Source organism: Serratia sp. BFP-2025 (assembly GCF_050880365.1).
Classification (GTDB): Bacteria; Pseudomonadota; Gammaproteobacteria; order Enterobacterales; family Enterobacteriaceae; genus Serratia; species Serratia surfactantfaciens.
This window is the reverse complement of record NZ_JBPAFV010000008.1, coordinates 19,982-36,888: the sequence shown is the minus strand read 5'-3', so window position 1 is coordinate 36,888 and position 16,907 is coordinate 19,982. Positions and strand designations below refer to the sequence as shown.

Annotated in this window: 17 protein-coding genes and 1 riboswitch; of the genes, 10 read left to right on the top strand and 7 right to left on the bottom strand. The window is 59.9% G+C overall.

Annotation, left to right across the window (positions count from 1 at the left end):
* Window positions 1-455: 455 nt before the first annotated feature.
* Complete coding sequence (gene purH, locus ACRAWE_RS24160; protein ID WP_432525996.1) at window positions 456-2,045, top strand: bifunctional phosphoribosylaminoimidazolecarboxamide formyltransferase/IMP cyclohydrolase; 1,590 nt, start codon at window positions 456-458, stop codon at window positions 2,043-2,045.
* Between the two features lie 48 nt (window positions 2,046-2,093).
* Entirely contained in the window at window positions 2,094-3,377 is a 1,284-nt protein-coding gene (purD, locus tag ACRAWE_RS24155) for a phosphoribosylamine--glycine ligase (RefSeq protein WP_019456427.1), read from the top strand.
* Between the two features lie 49 nt (window positions 3,378-3,426).
* On the opposite strand, the gene ACRAWE_RS24150 is transcribed toward purD, so the two are convergent.
* The 6 genes from ACRAWE_RS24150 to nudC all read right to left on the bottom strand — a co-directional run bounded on the left by ACRAWE_RS24150 (window position 3,427) and on the right by nudC (window position 7,802).
* On the bottom strand, window positions 3,427-4,098 hold the full coding sequence (locus ACRAWE_RS24150) for a DUF1481 domain-containing protein (protein WP_026036179.1): 672 nt from the start codon (window positions 4,096-4,098) through the stop codon (window positions 3,427-3,429).
* Between the two features lie 36 nt (window positions 4,099-4,134).
* Window positions 4,135-4,407 (bottom strand): nucleoid-associated protein HU-alpha, encoded by a 273-nt coding sequence (hupA, locus tag ACRAWE_RS24145; protein ID WP_004929874.1) that lies wholly within the window; start codon window positions 4,405-4,407, stop codon window positions 4,135-4,137.
* 189 nt (window positions 4,408-4,596) lie between these two features.
* Window positions 4,597-5,187 (bottom strand): YjaG family protein, encoded by a 591-nt coding sequence (locus tag ACRAWE_RS24140; RefSeq protein WP_025160203.1) that lies wholly within the window; start codon window positions 5,185-5,187, stop codon window positions 4,597-4,599.
* 48 nt (window positions 5,188-5,235) lie between these two features.
* Entirely contained in the window at window positions 5,236-5,922 is a 687-nt protein-coding gene (nfi, locus tag ACRAWE_RS24135; protein WP_063917914.1) for a deoxyribonuclease V, read from the bottom strand.
* A gap of 9 nt (window positions 5,923-5,931) precedes the next feature.
* Window positions 5,932-6,996, bottom strand: a complete 1,065-nt coding sequence (gene hemE / locus ACRAWE_RS24130; RefSeq protein ID WP_141957722.1) for a uroporphyrinogen decarboxylase — start codon at window positions 6,994-6,996, stop codon at window positions 5,932-5,934.
* Between the two features lie 38 nt (window positions 6,997-7,034).
* A complete protein-coding gene (gene nudC, locus ACRAWE_RS24125) occupies window positions 7,035-7,802 on the bottom strand; it encodes an NAD(+) diphosphatase (protein WP_025160202.1) in 768 nt (255 codons plus the stop codon).
* 101 nt (window positions 7,803-7,903) lie between these two features.
* On the opposite strand from nudC, the gene ACRAWE_RS24120 reads away from it, so the two are divergent.
* The 8 genes from ACRAWE_RS24120 (at window position 7,904) to ACRAWE_RS24085 (ending at window position 15,647) form a co-directional block, all read left to right on the top strand.
* Window positions 7,904-8,407 carry an Rsd/AlgQ family anti-sigma factor gene (locus ACRAWE_RS24120; RefSeq protein WP_019456431.1) on the top strand — a complete coding sequence of 168 codons (504 nt, stop codon included), beginning with the start codon at window positions 7,904-7,906 and terminating at the stop codon, window positions 8,405-8,407.
* Window positions 8,408-8,446: 39 nt separating this feature from the next.
* Window positions 8,447-8,571, top strand: a riboswitch (TPP riboswitch).
* Window positions 8,572-8,685: 114 nt separating this feature from the next.
* Complete coding sequence (gene thiC, locus ACRAWE_RS24115; RefSeq protein WP_432525993.1) at window positions 8,686-10,629, top strand: phosphomethylpyrimidine synthase ThiC; 1,944 nt, start codon at window positions 8,686-8,688, stop codon at window positions 10,627-10,629.
* Entirely contained in the window at window positions 10,622-11,272 is a 651-nt protein-coding gene (gene thiE / locus ACRAWE_RS24110; RefSeq protein ID WP_063917915.1) for a thiamine phosphate synthase, read from the top strand. The genes thiC and thiE overlap by 8 nt, the downstream gene beginning before the upstream one ends.
* Window positions 11,265-12,014: a HesA/MoeB/ThiF family protein gene (locus ACRAWE_RS24105; RefSeq protein WP_063917916.1), complete on the top strand. Its 750-nt coding sequence runs from the start codon at window positions 11,265-11,267 to the stop codon at window positions 12,012-12,014. The genes thiE and ACRAWE_RS24105 overlap by 8 nt, the downstream gene beginning before the upstream one ends.
* The gene (gene thiS / locus ACRAWE_RS24100; RefSeq protein ID WP_019456435.1) at window positions 12,011-12,211 is read left to right on the top strand and encodes a sulfur carrier protein ThiS; all 201 of its coding nucleotides are present in this window, start codon (window positions 12,011-12,013) and stop codon (window positions 12,209-12,211) included. The genes ACRAWE_RS24105 and thiS overlap by 4 nt, the downstream gene beginning before the upstream one ends.
* 1 nt (window position 12,212) lies before the next feature.
* Entirely contained in the window at window positions 12,213-12,992 is a 780-nt protein-coding gene (locus tag ACRAWE_RS24095) for a thiazole synthase (protein WP_019456436.1), read from the top strand.
* On the top strand, window positions 12,992-14,125 hold the full coding sequence (gene thiH / locus ACRAWE_RS24090; RefSeq protein WP_432525990.1) for a 2-iminoacetate synthase ThiH: 1,134 nt from the start codon (window positions 12,992-12,994) through the stop codon (window positions 14,123-14,125). The genes ACRAWE_RS24095 and thiH overlap by 1 nt, the downstream gene beginning before the upstream one ends.
* Window positions 14,126-14,951: 826 nt before the next feature.
* Entirely contained in the window at window positions 14,952-15,647 is a 696-nt protein-coding gene (locus ACRAWE_RS24085; RefSeq protein ID WP_230329031.1) for a response regulator, read from the top strand.
* On the opposite strand, the gene ACRAWE_RS24080 is transcribed toward ACRAWE_RS24085, so the two are convergent.
* Window positions 15,633-16,907 (bottom strand): sensor histidine kinase, encoded by a 1,275-nt coding sequence (locus tag ACRAWE_RS24080; RefSeq protein WP_432525988.1) that lies wholly within the window; start codon window positions 16,905-16,907, stop codon window positions 15,633-15,635. The genes ACRAWE_RS24085 and ACRAWE_RS24080 overlap by 15 nt on opposite strands.

The following is a 16,907-nucleotide window of genomic DNA, read 5'->3' as shown; positions in this document are numbered from 1 at the left end:
TCGCTTGCTAACTCGAGGTGGCGTATATTACGCTTTCCTCTTTCAGAGTCAACCCTAATTTTCAGGATTTTTTCTCTGCGACCCCCGGATACTCTGTGAAGTTGTTCACATGTTCCGTGTCGATGGAGGCGCATTATAGGGAGTTCCTCGCAGGCCGCAACAGGTATTTTCAGCAAAAACGATCGTTCGCTGCATTCCACAGCAAAACCCCGCCTTATACCCACTTGCACACAGTGTTATCCACAGATGCGATTTGTACGGAAAATTTACGAGCGCCACGCAAACGTTTTCGCTACAATTCCCCGCGACGAAACGATCCCCCTTTTATGGGGGCGTTACCTGAATTTGTGCCTGTCCCTCCCTTTATAAGGCAAAAAACCGCGCTTTATAGAGAGAACGAGGTGGACATTCACGTAACGCTCTTTAATTGCGACTCAAAGCCAAGGGATAAAACCATGCAACAACCTCGTCCAATCCGCCGGGCCCTGCTCAGCGTGTCTGACAAAACCGGTATCGTTGAATTCGCCGAAGCGCTTTCCCAGCGCGGCGTTGAACTGCTCTCCACTGGCGGCACCGCCCGTCTGCTGGCAGACGCCGGTCTGCCCGTTACCGAAGTTTCCGACTACACCGGTTTCCCGGAAATGATGGACGGACGAGTCAAAACCCTGCACCCGAAAGTCCACGGCGGCATTCTCGGCCGCCGCGGCCAGGACGATGCCGTCATGAATCAGCATGACATCAAGCCTATCGACATGGTGGTCGTCAATCTGTACCCGTTCGCCCAAACCGTGGCGCGCCCGGATTGCTCGCTGGAGGATGCGGTCGAGAATATCGATATCGGCGGCCCGACCATGGTGCGCTCCGCCGCCAAGAACCATAAAGACGTCGCCATCGTAGTGAAGAGCAGCGACTACGCCGCCATCATTACCGAGATGGACAACAACGACGGTTCGCTGCGCTATGCCACCCGTTTCGATCTCGCCATCAAAGCTTTCGAACACACCGCCGCCTACGACAGCATGATCGCCAACTACTTCGGCGCGCTGGTGCCGGCGTACCACGGCGAGACCGAGCAGCCGTCCGGCCGCTTCCCGCGCACCCTGAACCTCAACTACATCAAGAAGCAGGATATGCGCTACGGTGAGAACAGCCACCAGCAGGCCGCCTTCTATATAGAGGAAGAGGTAAAGGAAGCGTCCGTCGCGACCGCCGAACAGCTGCAAGGCAAAGCGCTGTCCTATAACAACATCGCCGATACCGACGCCGCGCTGGAATGCGTGAAAGAGTTCGCCGAACCGGCCTGCGTGATCGTCAAGCACGCCAACCCTTGCGGCGTGGCGATCGGCGACGACATCCTGGCCGCCTACGAGCGTGCTTACCAAACCGACCCGACCTCCGCCTTCGGCGGCATCATCGCCTTTAACCGCGAACTGGACGCCGCCACCGCACAGGCGATCATCAGCCGCCAGTTCGTGGAAGTGATCATTGCGCCAAGCGTCACCCAGGAAGCGCGCTCCCTGCTGGCCGCCAAACAGAACGTGCGCGTGCTGGCCTGCGGCCAGTGGCAGCAACGCGTGGCTGGGCTGGACTTCAAACGCGTCAACGGCGGGCTGCTGGTGCAGGATCGCGATCTGGGCATGGTGACCGCCGGCGATCTGCGCGTGGTATCAGAGCGCCAGCCGACCGAACAGGAACTGCGTGACGCGCTGTTCTGCTGGAAAGTGGCCAAGTTCGTGAAATCCAACGCTATCGTGTATGCGCGTGACAATATGACCATCGGCATAGGCGCCGGCCAGATGAGCCGCGTTTACTCCGCCAAGATCGCCGGCATCAAAGCGGGCGACGAAGGGCTGGAAGTAAAAGGCTCCGCCATGGCCTCCGACGCCTTCTTCCCGTTCCGCGACGGCATCGACGCCGCAGCGGCGGTTGGCATCACCTGCGTGATCCAGCCGGGCGGTTCGATCCGCGACGACGAAGTGATCACCGCCGCCAACGAACACGGCATTGCGATGATCTTCACCGACATGCGTCACTTCCGCCATTAATTCCTTTTGCCGCGTGCGCTCCGGCGCACGCCATTCGTGGAGCCCCTGATGAACATTTTGATTATCGGCAACGGCGGGCGCGAGCACGCGCTGGCCTGGAAAGCCGCCCAGTCTCCGCTGGCGGATAAAGTTTATGTTGCGCCGGGCAATGCCGGCACCGCGCTGGAAGCCAATCTGGAAAACGTGGCGATCGCCGCCACCGACATCCCCGCCCTGGTCGCTTTCGCCCAGAGCCATGACATCGGTCTGACCATCGTCGGGCCGGAAGCGCCGCTGGTGATCGGCGTGGTCGACGCCTTCCAGGCCGCCGGTCTGAAAATTTTCGGCCCGTCACAGGCCGCCGCACAGCTCGAAGGCTCCAAAGCCTTCACCAAGGATTTCCTGGCGCGCCACCGCATCCCGACCGCCGAATATGAAAACTTCACCGAGGTGGAGCCGGCGCTGGCCTACGTGCGCCGCAAAGGCGCGCCGATCGTCATCAAGGCCGATGGCCTGGCGGCCGGTAAGGGCGTGATCGTCGCGATGACGCTGCAGGAAGCGGAAGAAGCGGTGCGCGACATGTTGGCCGGCAATGCCTTCGGCGACGCCGGCCATCGCATCGTCGTGGAAGAGTTCCTCGACGGCGAAGAAGCCAGCTTCATCGTGATGGTCGACGGCGAGAACGTGGTGCCGATGGCCACCAGCCAGGACCACAAGCGCGTCGGCGACGGCGACACCGGCCCGAACACCGGCGGCATGGGCGCCTATTCTCCGGCACCGGTAGTGACCGACGAAATCCACCAGCGCGCCATGGATCAGGTGATCTGGCCGACGGTGCGTGGCATGGCGGCGGAAGGCAACACCTACGTCGGCTTCCTGTACGCCGGCCTGATGATCTCCGCCGACGGTCAGCCGAAGGTGATCGAATTCAACTGTCGTTTTGGCGATCCGGAAACCCAACCGATCATGCTGCGCCTGCGTTCCGATCTGGTGGAGCTGTGCCTGGCGGGCGCCGAAGGCCGCCTGAACGAGAAAACTTCTGACTGGGACGAGCGTCCTGCGCTCGGCGTGGTGCTGGCGGCCGGCGGTTATCCGGGCGACTACCGCAACGGCGAGGTTATCCAGGGGCTGCCGCAACAGGAAAGCGCCGAGGGTAAGGTCTTCCACGCCGGTACGCGCCTGCAGGGCGATGACGTCGTCACCAGCGGCGGTCGCGTGCTGTGCGTCACCGCATTGGGCGACACCGTGGCGCAGGCGCAGCAACGCGCCTATCAGCTGGCGGAAGGCATCCACTGGCCGGGCAGCTTCTGCCGCAAAGATATCGGTTATCGCGCGATCGCGCGCGGCAAATGATTTGACCTTTCACGGTCATGACAAGAGGCTCCGCAGCGCGGGGCCTTTTTTATAGCTGGTCTTCTTTCGGTTCCCAGCTGCAGAAGTCGTCGTTAGCCACCAGCAGCAGCTCGCTGCCTTCCGGCGCTTCCAGCCAGGCGACGCTCACCGGCCGGCTGCTGCTGCGAGCGCGCTTCTCGATCCAGACGATGGCGGCGGCATCCAGCCCAGGTTTTAAGCGCTGGCCGTCGCAGGTTTGCACCTGGCCCTGCATCCAACGCCCCTGCAGCAATTTGACCTTGCCGGCGCGCAGCGCATTGCTCACTTCGAGGATACGCCGCGCCTGATATTGGTACAGGGCGATTTCATCGCTGGTCAGCGGTTCGCGGCGCGTCGCCAACTGGCGCTGCATAAAGCTCACCGTGCCGTCGTCGGCAAAGCGCAGCTGAATGGAATCTCGATCGCCGTCAGCGTCGTTGCGTTTGATTTGGCGCAGCACGTCGCCCTGATAGGTGTACAGCGTGGTGATGGTGCCCGGCCCTCGGTAAGGGCTATAGACGCTGACCAGCACCTGTGGGCGGTGTTGCTCATCGTCTTTACGCCACAGGCGTATCACGCCCTGATCGGCCACGAAGCCGCTGGCGGTAAAGCTGGGGATATCGGAATGGAAACTGCAGGCGCTCAGACCGAGGGCAATGCCGGCGGCCATGAACGCCCGACGAGTAAACAAAAGGGGCATCATCGCCCCCCTGTTTAAACTTTTCACCGAGGCGCGGTCTTATTTAACAGCGTCTTTCAGTGCTTTGCCAGAAACGAACGCAGGCACGTTGGCTGCTGCGATTTTGATTTCTTTGCCAGTCTGCGGGTTGCGGCCAGTGCGCTCGCTACGATGGTTTACTTTGAAAGTACCGAAGCCAACCAATTGTACTGCATCACCTTCTTTCAGAGACTCAGTAATAGCAGCCAGGGTCGATTCCAGAGCCAGTTTAGCTTGTGCTTTGGAAAGGTCAGCCTTGTCCGCGATTACATCAATCAGTTGAGTCTTGTTCATAAGTTATCCTTACAGTGTGTTTATCGTTTGCAAAGCATCGAGTGCGACGGATATGCCGATTGACAGCACTCTCCTGCATACACGCACCGATAGCCACTTTTTTTACGCCCCCCAAATGTAGACCAGACAGGGTGCGGATGTGAAGCCTTAAGGCATGACAAATCAGGCGTTAAATCACGTTTTGTTGCCTTATTGCGCTAAATTTATCCCGATGTTGCTGACACCGGCCTCTCGCAGGTCGGATCGCAGCCCCTTGATCAGGTCTATATCGCGCTCTTCACAGGCGTCCAACAGGCGGAAAATTTCCCATTGAATGTCCCATTCTTCCTCTACCGCCGGCAAACTTTCCAACTCTTCGTCGGTCATTTCCTTACCGGCTTGGGTCATTTCCAACATCGCCACGGTGCGAATCGATGTTTCGCTGATGGCGATGGCGTGCTCCAGCGTCTCCCCGCCGAGCCGCGAATGGATCAGTTCCCCTAATGCGATACAGGCATCAATTGCCGGGTAAACGCCGTAAAGATCGTAATCTTCCGCCGACGGAATCGCCTCTTCCAACTTCTCGAGCTGGCTGTCGAAGTTGACCTTGGCATCCTTCACCACCAGCGTTTCCCACACCAAATCCAGAATGCGGCGATAAACCGCCGGATCGCCGAACTCGGTCTGTTTGCAGAACATCTGGTAATTCGGGTACATACGCTCGCACAAACTGGCCATAAAGGTCAAATGTTGCCAGGCCTCGAGCCGTTCCAGGCGTAAATGAATCGGGTTACGTAGCATGATTTACTCTCTTACGCGTTATCTGCGGCGCAGTGTACCCGAAATCGCTCATCGCGACACCTCCGGATGCTGCTGCAACCAGCGCTGAAACGCCGGGCGACGCGATGCGATGGCGTCGGCCCAGCGGGTCGGCTCCGGTAAACGGTAGCCTGCCATACAGCGTTGCACCCACGCCAGCGCGCTGTCGGCGCCCACGCGATGCCCGGTAGAGATGAACAGCGGGTTGCAGCGCGCCTTGCTGCGCCACACCCAGCCCAGCTGTTCGCCCTTATCTTCCAGCGGCGCCAACGCGCCGACGGCGGCGTCCAGCGGGGCAAATTTGCCGCACAGGCGCTTCTTGGCCACGCCGATGGTCGGCACATCGACCAGCAGGCCGAAATGGCTGGCGACGCCAAGGCGCCGCGGATGTGAAATGCCGTGCCCATCGACGAAGATCAGCCCCGGTTTCTGCTGCAGCTGCCCCCAGGCGGCCAACAACGCCGGGTATTCGCGAAACGACAGGAAGCCCGGGATATAAGGCATGACAGTGGCGATGCGCGCCACCTGATACTCCACCAGTTCCAGCGACGGATAGCGCAGGATGGCGATGGCGGCGCGCGTCACCGCCCCCTCTTGTTCGAAGCCCACGTCGGCGCCGGCGATGAACGCCGGCGGTTCGGCCGGCAGATCGTCATAGCGAATGACTTCAGCGGCGCGCCGCAGCTGTTCGGCGCGCAGGGCCTGCATATCGGTCACCTCAGATCCTCAGCGGTGGTATTTCGCCGACTGCGCGTGCACCGCCTCGACGAAGGCGCCGGCGTGCTCCGGCGGCACATCCTGATGGATGCCGTGGCCCAGGTTGAATACATGACCGTTGCCGTGGCCGAAACCGGCCAGAATGGTCTCCACTTCTTCCGCGATGCGCGCCGGAGAAGCATAGAGCATCGACGGATCCATATTGCCCTGCAGCGCCACTTTGTCGCCTACGCGACGGCGCGCGTCGGCGATGTCGGTGGTCCAGTCCAGCCCCAGCGCGTCGCAGCCGGTGGCGGCCATCGCCTCCAGCCATTGCCCGCCGCCTTTGGTGAACAGCGTCACCGGCACGCGGCGGCCGTCGTTTTCACGCAGCAGACCATCGACGATCTTGTGCATGTAGTGCAAAGAGAACTCGCGGTAGTCGCGCCCGGTCAGTACGCCGCCCCAGGTGTCGAACACCATCACCGACTGCGCACCGGCCCTGATCTGGGCGTTGAGGTACAGAATCACGCTGTCCGCCAGCTTGTCCAGCAACAGGTGCAGCGTCGCCGGTTCGGCATACATCATCTTCTTCAGCTTGGTGAAGGCCTTGCTGCTGCCGCCCTCGACCATGTAAGTCGCCAGCGTCCACGGGCTGCCGGAAAAGCCGATCAACGGCACTTCGCCCTTCAGCTCGCGGCGGATGGTGCGCACCGCGTTCATCACATAGCCCAGCTCCACTTCCGGATCGAACACCGGCAGTTTGTCGACGTCGGCGCGGCAGGTGACGGGTGAGCTGAAACGCGGACCTTCGCCGGCTTCAAAGTACAGGCCAAGCCCCATGGCGTCAGGAATGGTGAGAATGTCGGAGAACAGGATGGCGGCGTCCAGCGCATAGCGGCGCAGCGGCTGCAGCGTGACCTCACAGGCCAGCTCCGCGTTCTTGCACAGCGACATGAAATCACCGGCCTGGGCGCGGGTTGCCTTGTACTCCGGTAAATAACGACCGGCCTGGCGCATCATCCATACGGGGGTCACATCCACCGGCTGACGCAACAGCGCGCGCAGGTAACGATCGTTCTTCAACTCAGTCATTTATGGGGCTCCCTTAATAATCTGCCGGCCATTGTACATTATTCTGCCCGGCACAGCGCCACGGTGTCCTCAATCAAGCGGCGTGCCACGGTGCCGGGCGGCGGCAACAGCGGCAATTGGTCGTAACGATACCAGCCGGCGTTGAGCAACTCTTTGGGATCGTGACGGATTTCGCCCTGATGGTAATCGGCCATAAAGGCCATCATCAGCGAGTGCGGGAACGGCCAGGGTTGCGAAGTGACATAGCGCAGGTTTTTGATTTCAATGTTGCTCTCTTCCATCACTTCACGCGCCACCGCCTGTTCCAGCGTTTCGCCCACTTCGACGAAGCCGGCCAGCACCGTGTGAATGCCGCCGCGATGGCGCACGTGCTGCGCCAGCAGGATCTGATCCTCGCGCCGAATGGCGACGATCACGCAGGGCGCGATCTGCGGGTAGTAGCGCTCCTTGCAATGGCCGCACAGGCAGGCGCTTTCGGTGCGGCTGAGGTGCATCTCATGGCCGCAGTAGCCGCAATAGCGATGGGAGCGGTAGAAATCCGCCAGCTGCACGCCGCGCCCGGCTAGCTGGAACAAGCCGCGATCCTGATCCAACAGCTGACGCACCGAGCCCATCTCCCGCGGCATCGCCTGGCGCACCAGCCAAACCGGCGCGCCCTCCCATTCACCGATGGTGCGCGCCATGTGGCCCTGCAGCCCGAGGGCGGCGGCCGTTCCCGACGGCAATTCACCGTTCGGTAACCAAAGTTTGCTTTCATGGCTGACGATCCACCAGCCGTTTTCATTGCCCGTTAATGCAAGTTCCATATCGTTGTTGCACAACCTCAGCTTCACTGGCACTCTACGAATCGGCTTTGTTACATTTTAATAACTTACCGGTTACTTTTATTACTTACACGGAGTCAAACATGCTCAACCGTTTGGAAAGGCTGACTCAGCGCGTTGGCGGTAGTAATGAATTAGTTGATCAATGGCTTCAGGCCCGCAAGCAGTTGCTGGTCGCTTACTGCACGCTGGTAGGCCTCAAACCGAATAAAGAAAAGCATACGCCGCTGAATGAAAAAGCGCTGGAGAACTTTTGCCACAACCTGGTGGATTATCTCTCCGCAGGGCATTTTCATATCTATGACAGAATTATCAAACAAGTGGAAGGCGCGGCCAGTCCGAAAATGTCGCTGGCGGTGAACATCTATCCCAAGCTGTGGGCCAATACCGAACAGATCATGGCGTTCCACGATCGCTATACCGAAGTGGATATCGATCAGGAGGTTTGTCTGGAGTTCCATCAGGCCCTGTCGGATATCGGCGAAACGCTGGCGGCGCGCTTTGCGCTGGAAGATAAGCTGATCCTGCTGGAGGCGGAAGCCGCGCAGCAACCGCTGCCGGACCAGGCGCTGGATCCGGCGCGTTAAAATTTTATAGTTTTTTTTCTTATCCCTCCTATACTGGGGGGCATCTTGTCGGAGTGCCTAGCGCCTGATTTGTTCATCGAATCAGCCAGGCTGAGACCGTTAATTCGGGATCCGCGGAACCTGATCGGGTTAATACCCGCGAAGGGAACAAGAGTAATCTATCGCCACAGGCACGACCCTCTTTTTGCGGGCGCCCTGCCTTATCGGCCACCATCATTACTCCCTCCGAACTCCAGACAAGCAACTTTCCCAACCCAACACACTGGTAGGAACTTGCTATGTCTAACGTTAATCCACCGCGCGCCCGCAAAGCGCAACGCGAAGCCGCCCAGCAGTTTATCGACACGCTGCAAGGTATGGCTTTCCCTAACTCACGCCGCATCTACCTGCAGGGCTCGCGCAGCGATATCCAGGTGCCGATGCGTGAAATTCAGCTCAGCCCGACCCTGGTCGGCGGCAGCAAAGATAATCCGCAGTATGGACAGAACGAGGCGATCCCGGTGTATGACACCGCCGGCCCGTATGGCGATCCGCAAGCCGAGCTCGACGTGCACGCCGGCCTGGCCAAGCTGCGCGCCGGCTGGATCGACGCGCGCGGCGATACCGCCACCCTGAGCGGCGCCAGCTCCGGCTTCACCCAACAGCGGCTGGCGGACGAAGGCCTCGATCACCTGCGTTTCGAACACCTGCCGCTGCCGCGCAAAGCGTTGCCGGGCAAGTGCGTCACCCAATTGCACTACGCCCGTGCCGGCATCGTCACCCCGGAGATGGAATTCATCGCCATCCGCGAAAACATGGGGCGCGAGCGCATTCGCGGCGAGGTGCTGCGCCACCAGCATCCGGGCCAGAGCTGGGGCGCCAACCTGCCGGACAACATCACGCCGGAGTTCGTGCGTCAGGAAGTGGCCGCCGGCCGCGCTATCATTCCCGCCAATATCAACCACCCGGAGGCGGAGCCGATGATCATCGGCCGCAATTTCCTGGTGAAGGTGAACGCCAATATCGGCAACTCGGCGGTCACGTCGTCGATAGAAGAAGAAGTGGAGAAACTGGTGTGGTCCACCCGCTGGGGCGCAGACACCGTGATGGATCTCTCCACCGGCCGCTATATTCACGAAACCCGCGAATGGATCCTGCGCAACAGCCCGGTGCCCATCGGTACGGTGCCTATTTATCAGGCGCTGGAGAAGGTCAACGGCGTGGCGGAGAACCTCACCTGGGAGATGTTCCGCGATACGCTGCTGGAACAGGCTGAACAAGGGGTCGACTACTTCACCATCCACGCCGGCGTGCTGCTGCGCTACGTGCCGATGACCGCCAAACGCCTGACCGGCATCGTGTCGCGCGGCGGCTCGATCATGGCCAAATGGTGTCTGTCGCACCATCAGGAAAACTTCCTCTATCAGCACTTCCGTGAAATCTGCGAGATCTGCGCCGCCTACGATGTCTCGCTGTCGCTCGGCGACGGCCTGCGCCCCGGATCGATTCAGGACGCCAACGACGAAGCCCAGTTCGCCGAACTGCATACGCTGGGCGAGCTGACCAAAATCGCCTGGGAATACGACGTGCAGGTGATGATTGAAGGGCCGGGCCACGTGCCGATGCAGATGATCCGCCGCAACATGACCGAAGAGCTGGAACACTGCCACGAAGCGCCGTTCTACACCCTCGGTCCGCTGACCACCGACATCGCCCCGGGCTATGACCATTTCACCTCCGGCATCGGCGCGGCGATGGTCGGCTGGTTCGGCTGCGCCATGCTGTGTTACGTCACGCCGAAAGAACACCTCGGCCTGCCGAACAAAGAGGACGTCAAACAGGGCCTGATCACCTACAAGATCGCCGCTCACGCCGCCGATCTGGCCAAAGGCCATCCGGGCGCGCAGATCCGCGATAACGCCATGTCCAAGGCGCGCTTCGAATTCCGTTGGGAAGATCAGTTCAATCTGGCGCTCGATCCGGCCACCGCGCGCGCCTATCACGACGAAACCCTGCCGCAGGAGTCCGGCAAGATCGCCCACTTCTGCTCAATGTGCGGGCCGAAATTCTGCTCGATGAAAATTTCGCAGGAGGTGCGCGACTACGCCGCTGCCCAGGAGGCCGCCAAGCCGATCGAAGTGCAGCTGACCGGCATGGAAAAAATGTCCGCCGAGTTCCGCGCCCGCGGCAGCGACCTGTATCACAGCGCCACCTCGCTGCAAGAGGAGACCAGCAATGACTGATATCACTACCCCCTTCCCGGCAACGCCTCACAAACTGGGGCTCTACCCGGTGGTCGACAGCGTAGAGTGGATCGCTCGCCTGCTGGAGGCCGGCGTCACCACGATCCAACTGCGCATCAAGGATCTGCCTGACGAGCAGGTTGAACAGGATATCGCCGCCGCCATCGCGCTGGGCCGGCGTTATCAGGCGCGGCTGTTCATCAACGATTACTGGCGGCTGGCGGTCAAACACGGCGCCTACGGTGTGCATCTGGGCCAGGAAGATCTCGATACCACCGATTTGGCGGCCATCCATCGCGCCGGGCTGCGGCTGGGGGTCTCCACCCATGACGACGCCGAGCTGGCGCGCGCGCTGGCGGTGAAACCTTCCTACATCGCGCTGGGGCACATCTTCCCCACTCAGACCAAAGACATGCCTTCGGCACCGCAGGGGCTGGCGGAGTTGAAACGCCACATCGCCGGCTTGGCGGATTACCCGACGGTGGCGATCGGCGGGATCAGTATCGATCGCGTTCCGGCGGTGCTGGCGTGCGGCGTCGGCAGCGTGGCGGTGGTCAGCGCCATCACCCAGGCGCCGGACTGGCGCGCGGCGACGGCCGAGCTGCTGCGGCTGATCGAAGGCGAGGATCCGAACGATGCTTAACGATCGGGAGTTTTTGCGCTACAGCCGCCAGCTGCTGCTGGAGGACGTCGGCCCGGAAGGCCAGGAGAAACTCAAGCGCGCCACAGTGTTAATCGTCGGCCTCGGGGGGCTCGGCTCCCCGGCTTCACTGTATCTGGCCGCCGCCGGCGTCGGCACGCTGCTGCTGGCCGACGACGACCAGCTGCACGTCACCAATCTGCAGCGACAAATCCTTTACCGCAGCGCCGATACCGCCACAGGCAAGGCGGCGCTGGCGCAGCGCCATTTGCAGGCGCTGAACCCTTTGGTGGAGCTCATCCCGCTGGCGCAGCGGCTACAGGGGCAAGCGCTGCGCGACGCGGTCGCCCGCGCAGATCTGGTGCTGGACTGCTGCGACAATATGGCGACCCGTCATGAGGTCAATGCCGCCTGCATCGCCGCCGCCAAACCGCTGATCAGCGGCAGCGCCGTCGGTTTCAGCGGCCAGCTGCTGGTGCTCGAGCCGCCCTACGTGCACGGCTGCTATGCCTGCCTGTACCCGGAGCAGGAAGAGCCGCAGCGCAACTGCCGCACCGCCGGGGTGCTTGGCCCGGTGGTGGGCGTGATCGGCACCCTGCAAGCGCTGGAGGCCATCAAGATGTTGGCCGGCATGCCTTCCCCCCTCAGCGGCAAACTGCGGTTGTTCGACGGCAAGCAACAAAGCTGGAGCACGCTGCAACTGAGCCAGGCCCGTGCCTGCCCGGTATGCGGAGGCGCGGCATGAAGATCCGTTTGAACGATCAACCGCTGGAGCTGGCGCAGCCGCTCAGCGTCGCCGCCCTGCTGAGCCAACTGGAACGCCACCAGCCGGGCACCGCGCTGGCGATCAACCAAACCATCATCCCGCGCGCCGACTGGGCCAACCATTTGGTGCAGGACGGTGACGACATTTTGCTGTTTCAAGCGATCGCCGGAGGCTGACATGCTGAAAATCGCCGATACCACTTTCTCTTCTCGTCTGTTCACCGGCACCGGCAAGTTCGCCACGCCGGCGTTGATGCTGGAGGCGCTGGCGGCCTCCGGTTCGCAGCTGGTGACCATGGCCATGAAGCGCGTCGATCTGCGCGGCGGCAATGACGCCATTTTGGCGCCGCTGCAGCAGTTGGGCGTCAGGCTGTTGCCCAACACCTCCGGCGCTAAAACCGCCGCCGAGGCGGTGTTCGCCGCCCGGCTGGCGCGCGAAGCGCTCGGCACCCGCTGGGTGAAACTGGAGATCCATCCCGATGTGAAATACCTGCTGCCGGATCCGATAGAAACGCTGAAGGCGGCGGAAACGCTGGTGGAAGACGGGTTTGTCGTGCTGCCTTACTGCGGCGCCGATCCGGTGCTGTGCAAGCGGCTGGAAGAGGTGGGCTGTGCGGCGGTGATGCCGCTCGGTTCCCCTATCGGATCGAATCGCGGTCTGCGCACCCGCGACTTCCTCGAGATCATCATTGAACAAGCCAGGGTGCCGGTGGTGGTCGACGCCGGCATCGGCGCGCCTAGCCACGCACTGGAAGCGATGGAGCTGGGCGCCGACGCGGTGCTGGTGAATACCGCCATCGCCGTGGCGCGCGATCCGGTGCAAATGGCGCGGGCGTTTCGCCTGGCGCTGGAGGCCGGTGAGCTGGCGCGCAGCGCCGGGTTAGGCGCGAGCCAGCGCGGCGCGATCGCCTCCAGCCCGCTGACCGCCTTCCTCAGCCAACCCGAGGAGGCGCAGTGATGGCCGACGACTTCAGTAGCCGCTGGCAACAGCTGGATTGGGACGACATTACGCTGCGCATCAACGGCAAAACCGCGCGCGACGTGGAACGTGCGTTGAACGCCGACAAGCTGACGCGCGACGACTTTATGGCGCTGATCTCCCCCGCCGCCGCGCCGTACCTGGAACCGCTGGCGCAGCGCGCGCAGCAGCTGACCCGGCAGCGGTTCGGCAACGTCGTCAGCTTCTATGTGCCGCTGTACCTGTCCAACCTGTGCGCCAACGACTGCACCTACTGCGGCTTTTCGATGAGCAACCGCATCAAGCGCAAAACGCTGGATGCGGCGGAGATCGCCCGCGAATGTGCAGCCATCCAGGCGTTGGGGTTCGAGCATCTGTTGCTGGTCACCGGCGAACATCAGACCAAGGTCGGCATGGACTATTTCCGCCAGCACATTCCGGGGATCCGCCGCCATTTCAGCTCGTTGATGATGGAAGTGCAGCCGCTGGCGCAAGAAGAGTACGCCGAACTGAAAACGCTGGGCCTGGACGGCGTGCTGGTGTATCAGGAAACCTACCATCCGGCCACCTATCTGCAGCACCACCTGCGCGGCCAGAAGCAGGATTTCCATTGGCGCCTGGCCACGCCGGATCGCCTGGGGCGCGCCGGGATCGACAAGATCGGCCTCGGCGCGTTGATCGGCCTGTCCAACAGCTGGCGCACCGACTGCTACCTGCTGGCGGAACATCTGTTCTACCTGCAGCAAACCTACTGGCAGAGCCGTTACTCGATCTCGTTTCCACGCCTGCGCCCCTGCGCCGGCGGCATCGAACCGGCGTCTATAATGAGCAAGCCTCAGCTGGTGCAACTGATCTGCGCCTTCCGGCTGTTCGCGCCGGATGTCGAGCTGTCGCTGTCTACGCGTGAATCGCCGTACTTCCGCGATCATATGATCCCGGTGGCGATCAACAGCGTCAGCGCCGGATCCAAGACGCAACCCGGCGGCTATGCCGACGACGTGCCGCCTGAGCTGGAACAGTTCGAGCCGCACGACGGCCGCACGCCGCAGCAGGTCGCCGAGGCCATCAGCAACGCCGGGCTGCAGCCGGTGTGGAAAGACTGGGACGGTTATCTGGGACGCGGCGCGCAATAAACGGCAACGTTTGCCGCCGTGTGAAGAAAACGCTGGAGCGGCCACGCAATGCCGAACGGTGGTGCTGGCGTCGACAAACGCGCCGATTATAGTGGCGTTGCCGGCCGCCAAACCCGGCGCCGGCCGGGGCCGTTACCCTCTCGATGGCCCCGCCTTATCCCACCCCGGATCGCGCGGAGATTCTCTGCGCGACTCCGGTTCCTCACCAACGGCGACGCCGCATTCTCTTTTGAATTTGTGCCGGTGGGGCATGTGGACAGGCAGTTTTGGCGACTCGGCTGACAGGAGTAACGGCGTTCTGCAATAACTCAGAGTGAGATGCAAAGGGCGGCGGTTACCACAGACACTGGAGAGCGTGGAAAAAGAAGGCACAGCAAAGAAGGTACGGCGACAAGAGAAGCTTGAAGGATAATCCCCGGTGCTGCCAATGGCCCTGGTGTTGGCCGCGGATCTTTTTGCCGCCTGCTCCCTGCTTACGGACAAGAGCAGGCGGTTTATTTTGTGAGACTGGCACCCCCCCAGGACGCGAATCACACAGTATGTGCGCTAATTAATCATATAAACGATTAAATGTGAATGTCTTTTGAGTGTTTTTTTATTTGATATCGAGTGTGTTTTGAGTTTGCCAAGGAAAATCAAACTGATATCACCGCAATACCCGAGGCTTCATCTATAATCCAGCACGGGTCCTCGCGCAGATTTTGCAACGCTCGCGGTCAACATCAAAAAAGCCAGGGTTGTCATGAAGAAAACGCCAAATTACATCGATGCAATCAGCGCGTTGCTCACTCTGAAAGGAGTTGGCGACAGAAAACATGCCTCCACGATAGCCAACATACTGAATCTTCAATACAACAGCGCCAAACAGAAACTGGATGGCAAAAGAGGCATCACCCTCGACGAAGTGAAAAAGGTTTTTCAGTATTTCAACGAGCCGTTTGCCGGCCAAAGGACGCATAACGGCGTCTTTATCATGAACAGCATTCACAAGCGCTGTAACATTGAGGTCGACCAACACCCGGTCACACACGCAAACGACGACGAAACCTACGCCTGCAAAAAAGACGATCTTTTCATCATCAATACCAGCCGAGATACGCAGGCCGAATTACCGCTGTATAGAGTCAACAAGATAGACTTTCTGCCGGCCCCGCGCATCGCCATCCTGGATAATGACAGCGATATCCTCGAACTTCTGAAGAAGATCGCCAGCCGATACGGCATTGAGACCGAAACCTTCCAAACGGCGGACGCCATGCTGGCCGCGCTGGAGCAGCAGTCCTTTGAGGCGTTTATTTTGGACTGGCTGTTGGACTTCGGCGAGACCTCCGAACGCGTGGTGAAGAAAATTAAAGACGCCCTCGATCCGCACGCCCGCATCATTATTCTCACCGGCCAACTGAACCACTACGAGAAGAACATCGGCGACATGATCCTGCACTATGACGTGCACCTGGTGGAAAAACCGACCAAACCGCTGATTATCTCCTCACTGCTGCTGTCGAACCTATTCTTTAATTAGCTTGACCGGAATGCGAATAAAAAACGATGAGCCAACGCCTTCGACAGATTTAACCCTGATGGTGCCTTTCATCGTCGTGACATAATTTTTGATAATGGTCAGCCCCAGCCCCAATCCCTGCCGCGTTTCTTTTTCTACGCCCTGGTTAAACGCCTTATATAACCGATCCAGATTATTGACGTTAAACCCAATGCCATTGTCTTTCACCCGTAAATACAGATGGCCGTGGCACACCTTCACATTGAGGCTGACCACGCCGTGGTGCGTAAACTTGTCCGCATTACTGAGCAAATTGGCCATTATCCGGTAGAGCTTGTACTTATCGGAGCCGATAGACGCACGATAAGACGAACGGTGGATCTCGAGGCGGTTGCCGCGCCCGGTGCCGATACCGGTCACGGCATCGTCCACCACGTCATTCAGCCGGAAGGTGGAAATATTGACTTTGACCTCCCCCATCTCAAGCCGCGAGTAATCCATCACCTCGCGCGTTTGTTCGGCTATCTTATTGCCGTGATAGGAAATCAGGCGGGCCTCTTTTTTCAGCTCCTCCTGCGCCAGCTCATGCTCCATGATGTCCGCGGCAATGACGATAGCCTGGGTCGAGCCGGCGATCTCGTGGTAGATGGAAGAGATGAAAATGTTCTTGTTCTTGATGATCTCTTTTAACGAGAAGGCGTTTCTCAACACCAGGAACATCATCAGGAATACCAAAATCAGCGAAAAGAAGGCGAACATCTCGGCTTTACTCGAATTATCCTGGATGATGCCTTTCACCTCGGTAAAGTTTTTGATCTGTATCCGATAGATAATCTCCTGGATATCGACCAGCGTGCCTTCGATATCATCCATATAGGCGAGAATATCCGCCTTGCTTTTCTGCCCCGCCAGCAAGCCGGCGGAGAGACCGTCTAACGTGCGGTACTGTTGCTTCAGCAGTGCAACATTCTTGATAAATTCGTCGTCGTAATAAAATGAGTCGCTGAAGGTCGAGCGGCTCTCCAGGATCTGGATCTTTGAGTAAAAGATTTTCTTTTTGATCAAGAAGGCGTCGTAGTCGCTATTTTCACTGAGCAGCAACGCGGTTTTGCTCCTTTCGAACGCCAAAAAAAGGATCTCGGCCACCGAGTAATTGTCCAGATTGGGTTCGATCTGCTTATAACGATCTTTTACGCCGCCAAAATTAATGGCAATCAACAAAATTAATAGGGAGAAGATGGCAACCAACGCGATAAGAGTACCGATCAGTTTCTTGCTCAT

Excerpts from the sequence above, each read along its gene's own strand:
- ACRAWE_RS24080 (WP_432525988.1), bottom strand. The coding sequence starts at position 16,907 with ATGAGCAAGAAACTGATCGGTACTCTTATCGCGTTGGTTGCCATCTTC.
- thiH (WP_432525990.1), top strand. The coding sequence starts at position 12,992 with ATGGCCGACGACTTCAGTAGCCGCTGGCAACAGCTGGATTGGGACGAC.
- hemE (WP_141957722.1), bottom strand. The coding sequence starts at position 6,996 with ATGACTGAGTTGAAGAACGATCGTTACCTGCGCGCGCTGTTGCGTCAG.
- ACRAWE_RS24095 (WP_019456436.1), top strand. The coding sequence starts at position 12,213 with ATGCTGAAAATCGCCGATACCACTTTCTCTTCTCGTCTGTTCACCGGC.
- thiE (WP_063917915.1), top strand. The coding sequence starts at position 10,622 with ATGACTGATATCACTACCCCCTTCCCGGCAACGCCTCACAAACTGGGG.
- nudC (WP_025160202.1), bottom strand. The coding sequence starts at position 7,802 with ATGGAACTTGCATTAACGGGCAATGAAAACGGCTGGTGGATCGTCAGC.
- ACRAWE_RS24105 (WP_063917916.1), top strand. The coding sequence starts at position 11,265 with ATGCTTAACGATCGGGAGTTTTTGCGCTACAGCCGCCAGCTGCTGCTG.
- hupA (WP_004929874.1), bottom strand. The coding sequence starts at position 4,407 with ATGAACAAGACTCAACTGATTGATGTAATCGCGGACAAGGCTGACCTT.
- ACRAWE_RS24140 (WP_025160203.1), bottom strand. The coding sequence starts at position 5,187 with ATGCTACGTAACCCGATTCATTTACGCCTGGAACGGCTCGAGGCCTGG.
- purH (WP_432525996.1), top strand. The coding sequence starts at position 456 with ATGCAACAACCTCGTCCAATCCGCCGGGCCCTGCTCAGCGTGTCTGAC.
- thiS (WP_019456435.1), top strand. The coding sequence starts at position 12,011 with ATGAAGATCCGTTTGAACGATCAACCGCTGGAGCTGGCGCAGCCGCTC.
- purD (WP_019456427.1), top strand. The coding sequence starts at position 2,094 with ATGAACATTTTGATTATCGGCAACGGCGGGCGCGAGCACGCGCTGGCC.
- thiC (WP_432525993.1), top strand. The coding sequence starts at position 8,686 with ATGTCTAACGTTAATCCACCGCGCGCCCGCAAAGCGCAACGCGAAGCC.
- ACRAWE_RS24150 (WP_026036179.1), bottom strand. The coding sequence starts at position 4,098 with ATGATGCCCCTTTTGTTTACTCGTCGGGCGTTCATGGCCGCCGGCATT.
- ACRAWE_RS24120 (WP_019456431.1), top strand. The coding sequence starts at position 7,904 with ATGCTCAACCGTTTGGAAAGGCTGACTCAGCGCGTTGGCGGTAGTAAT.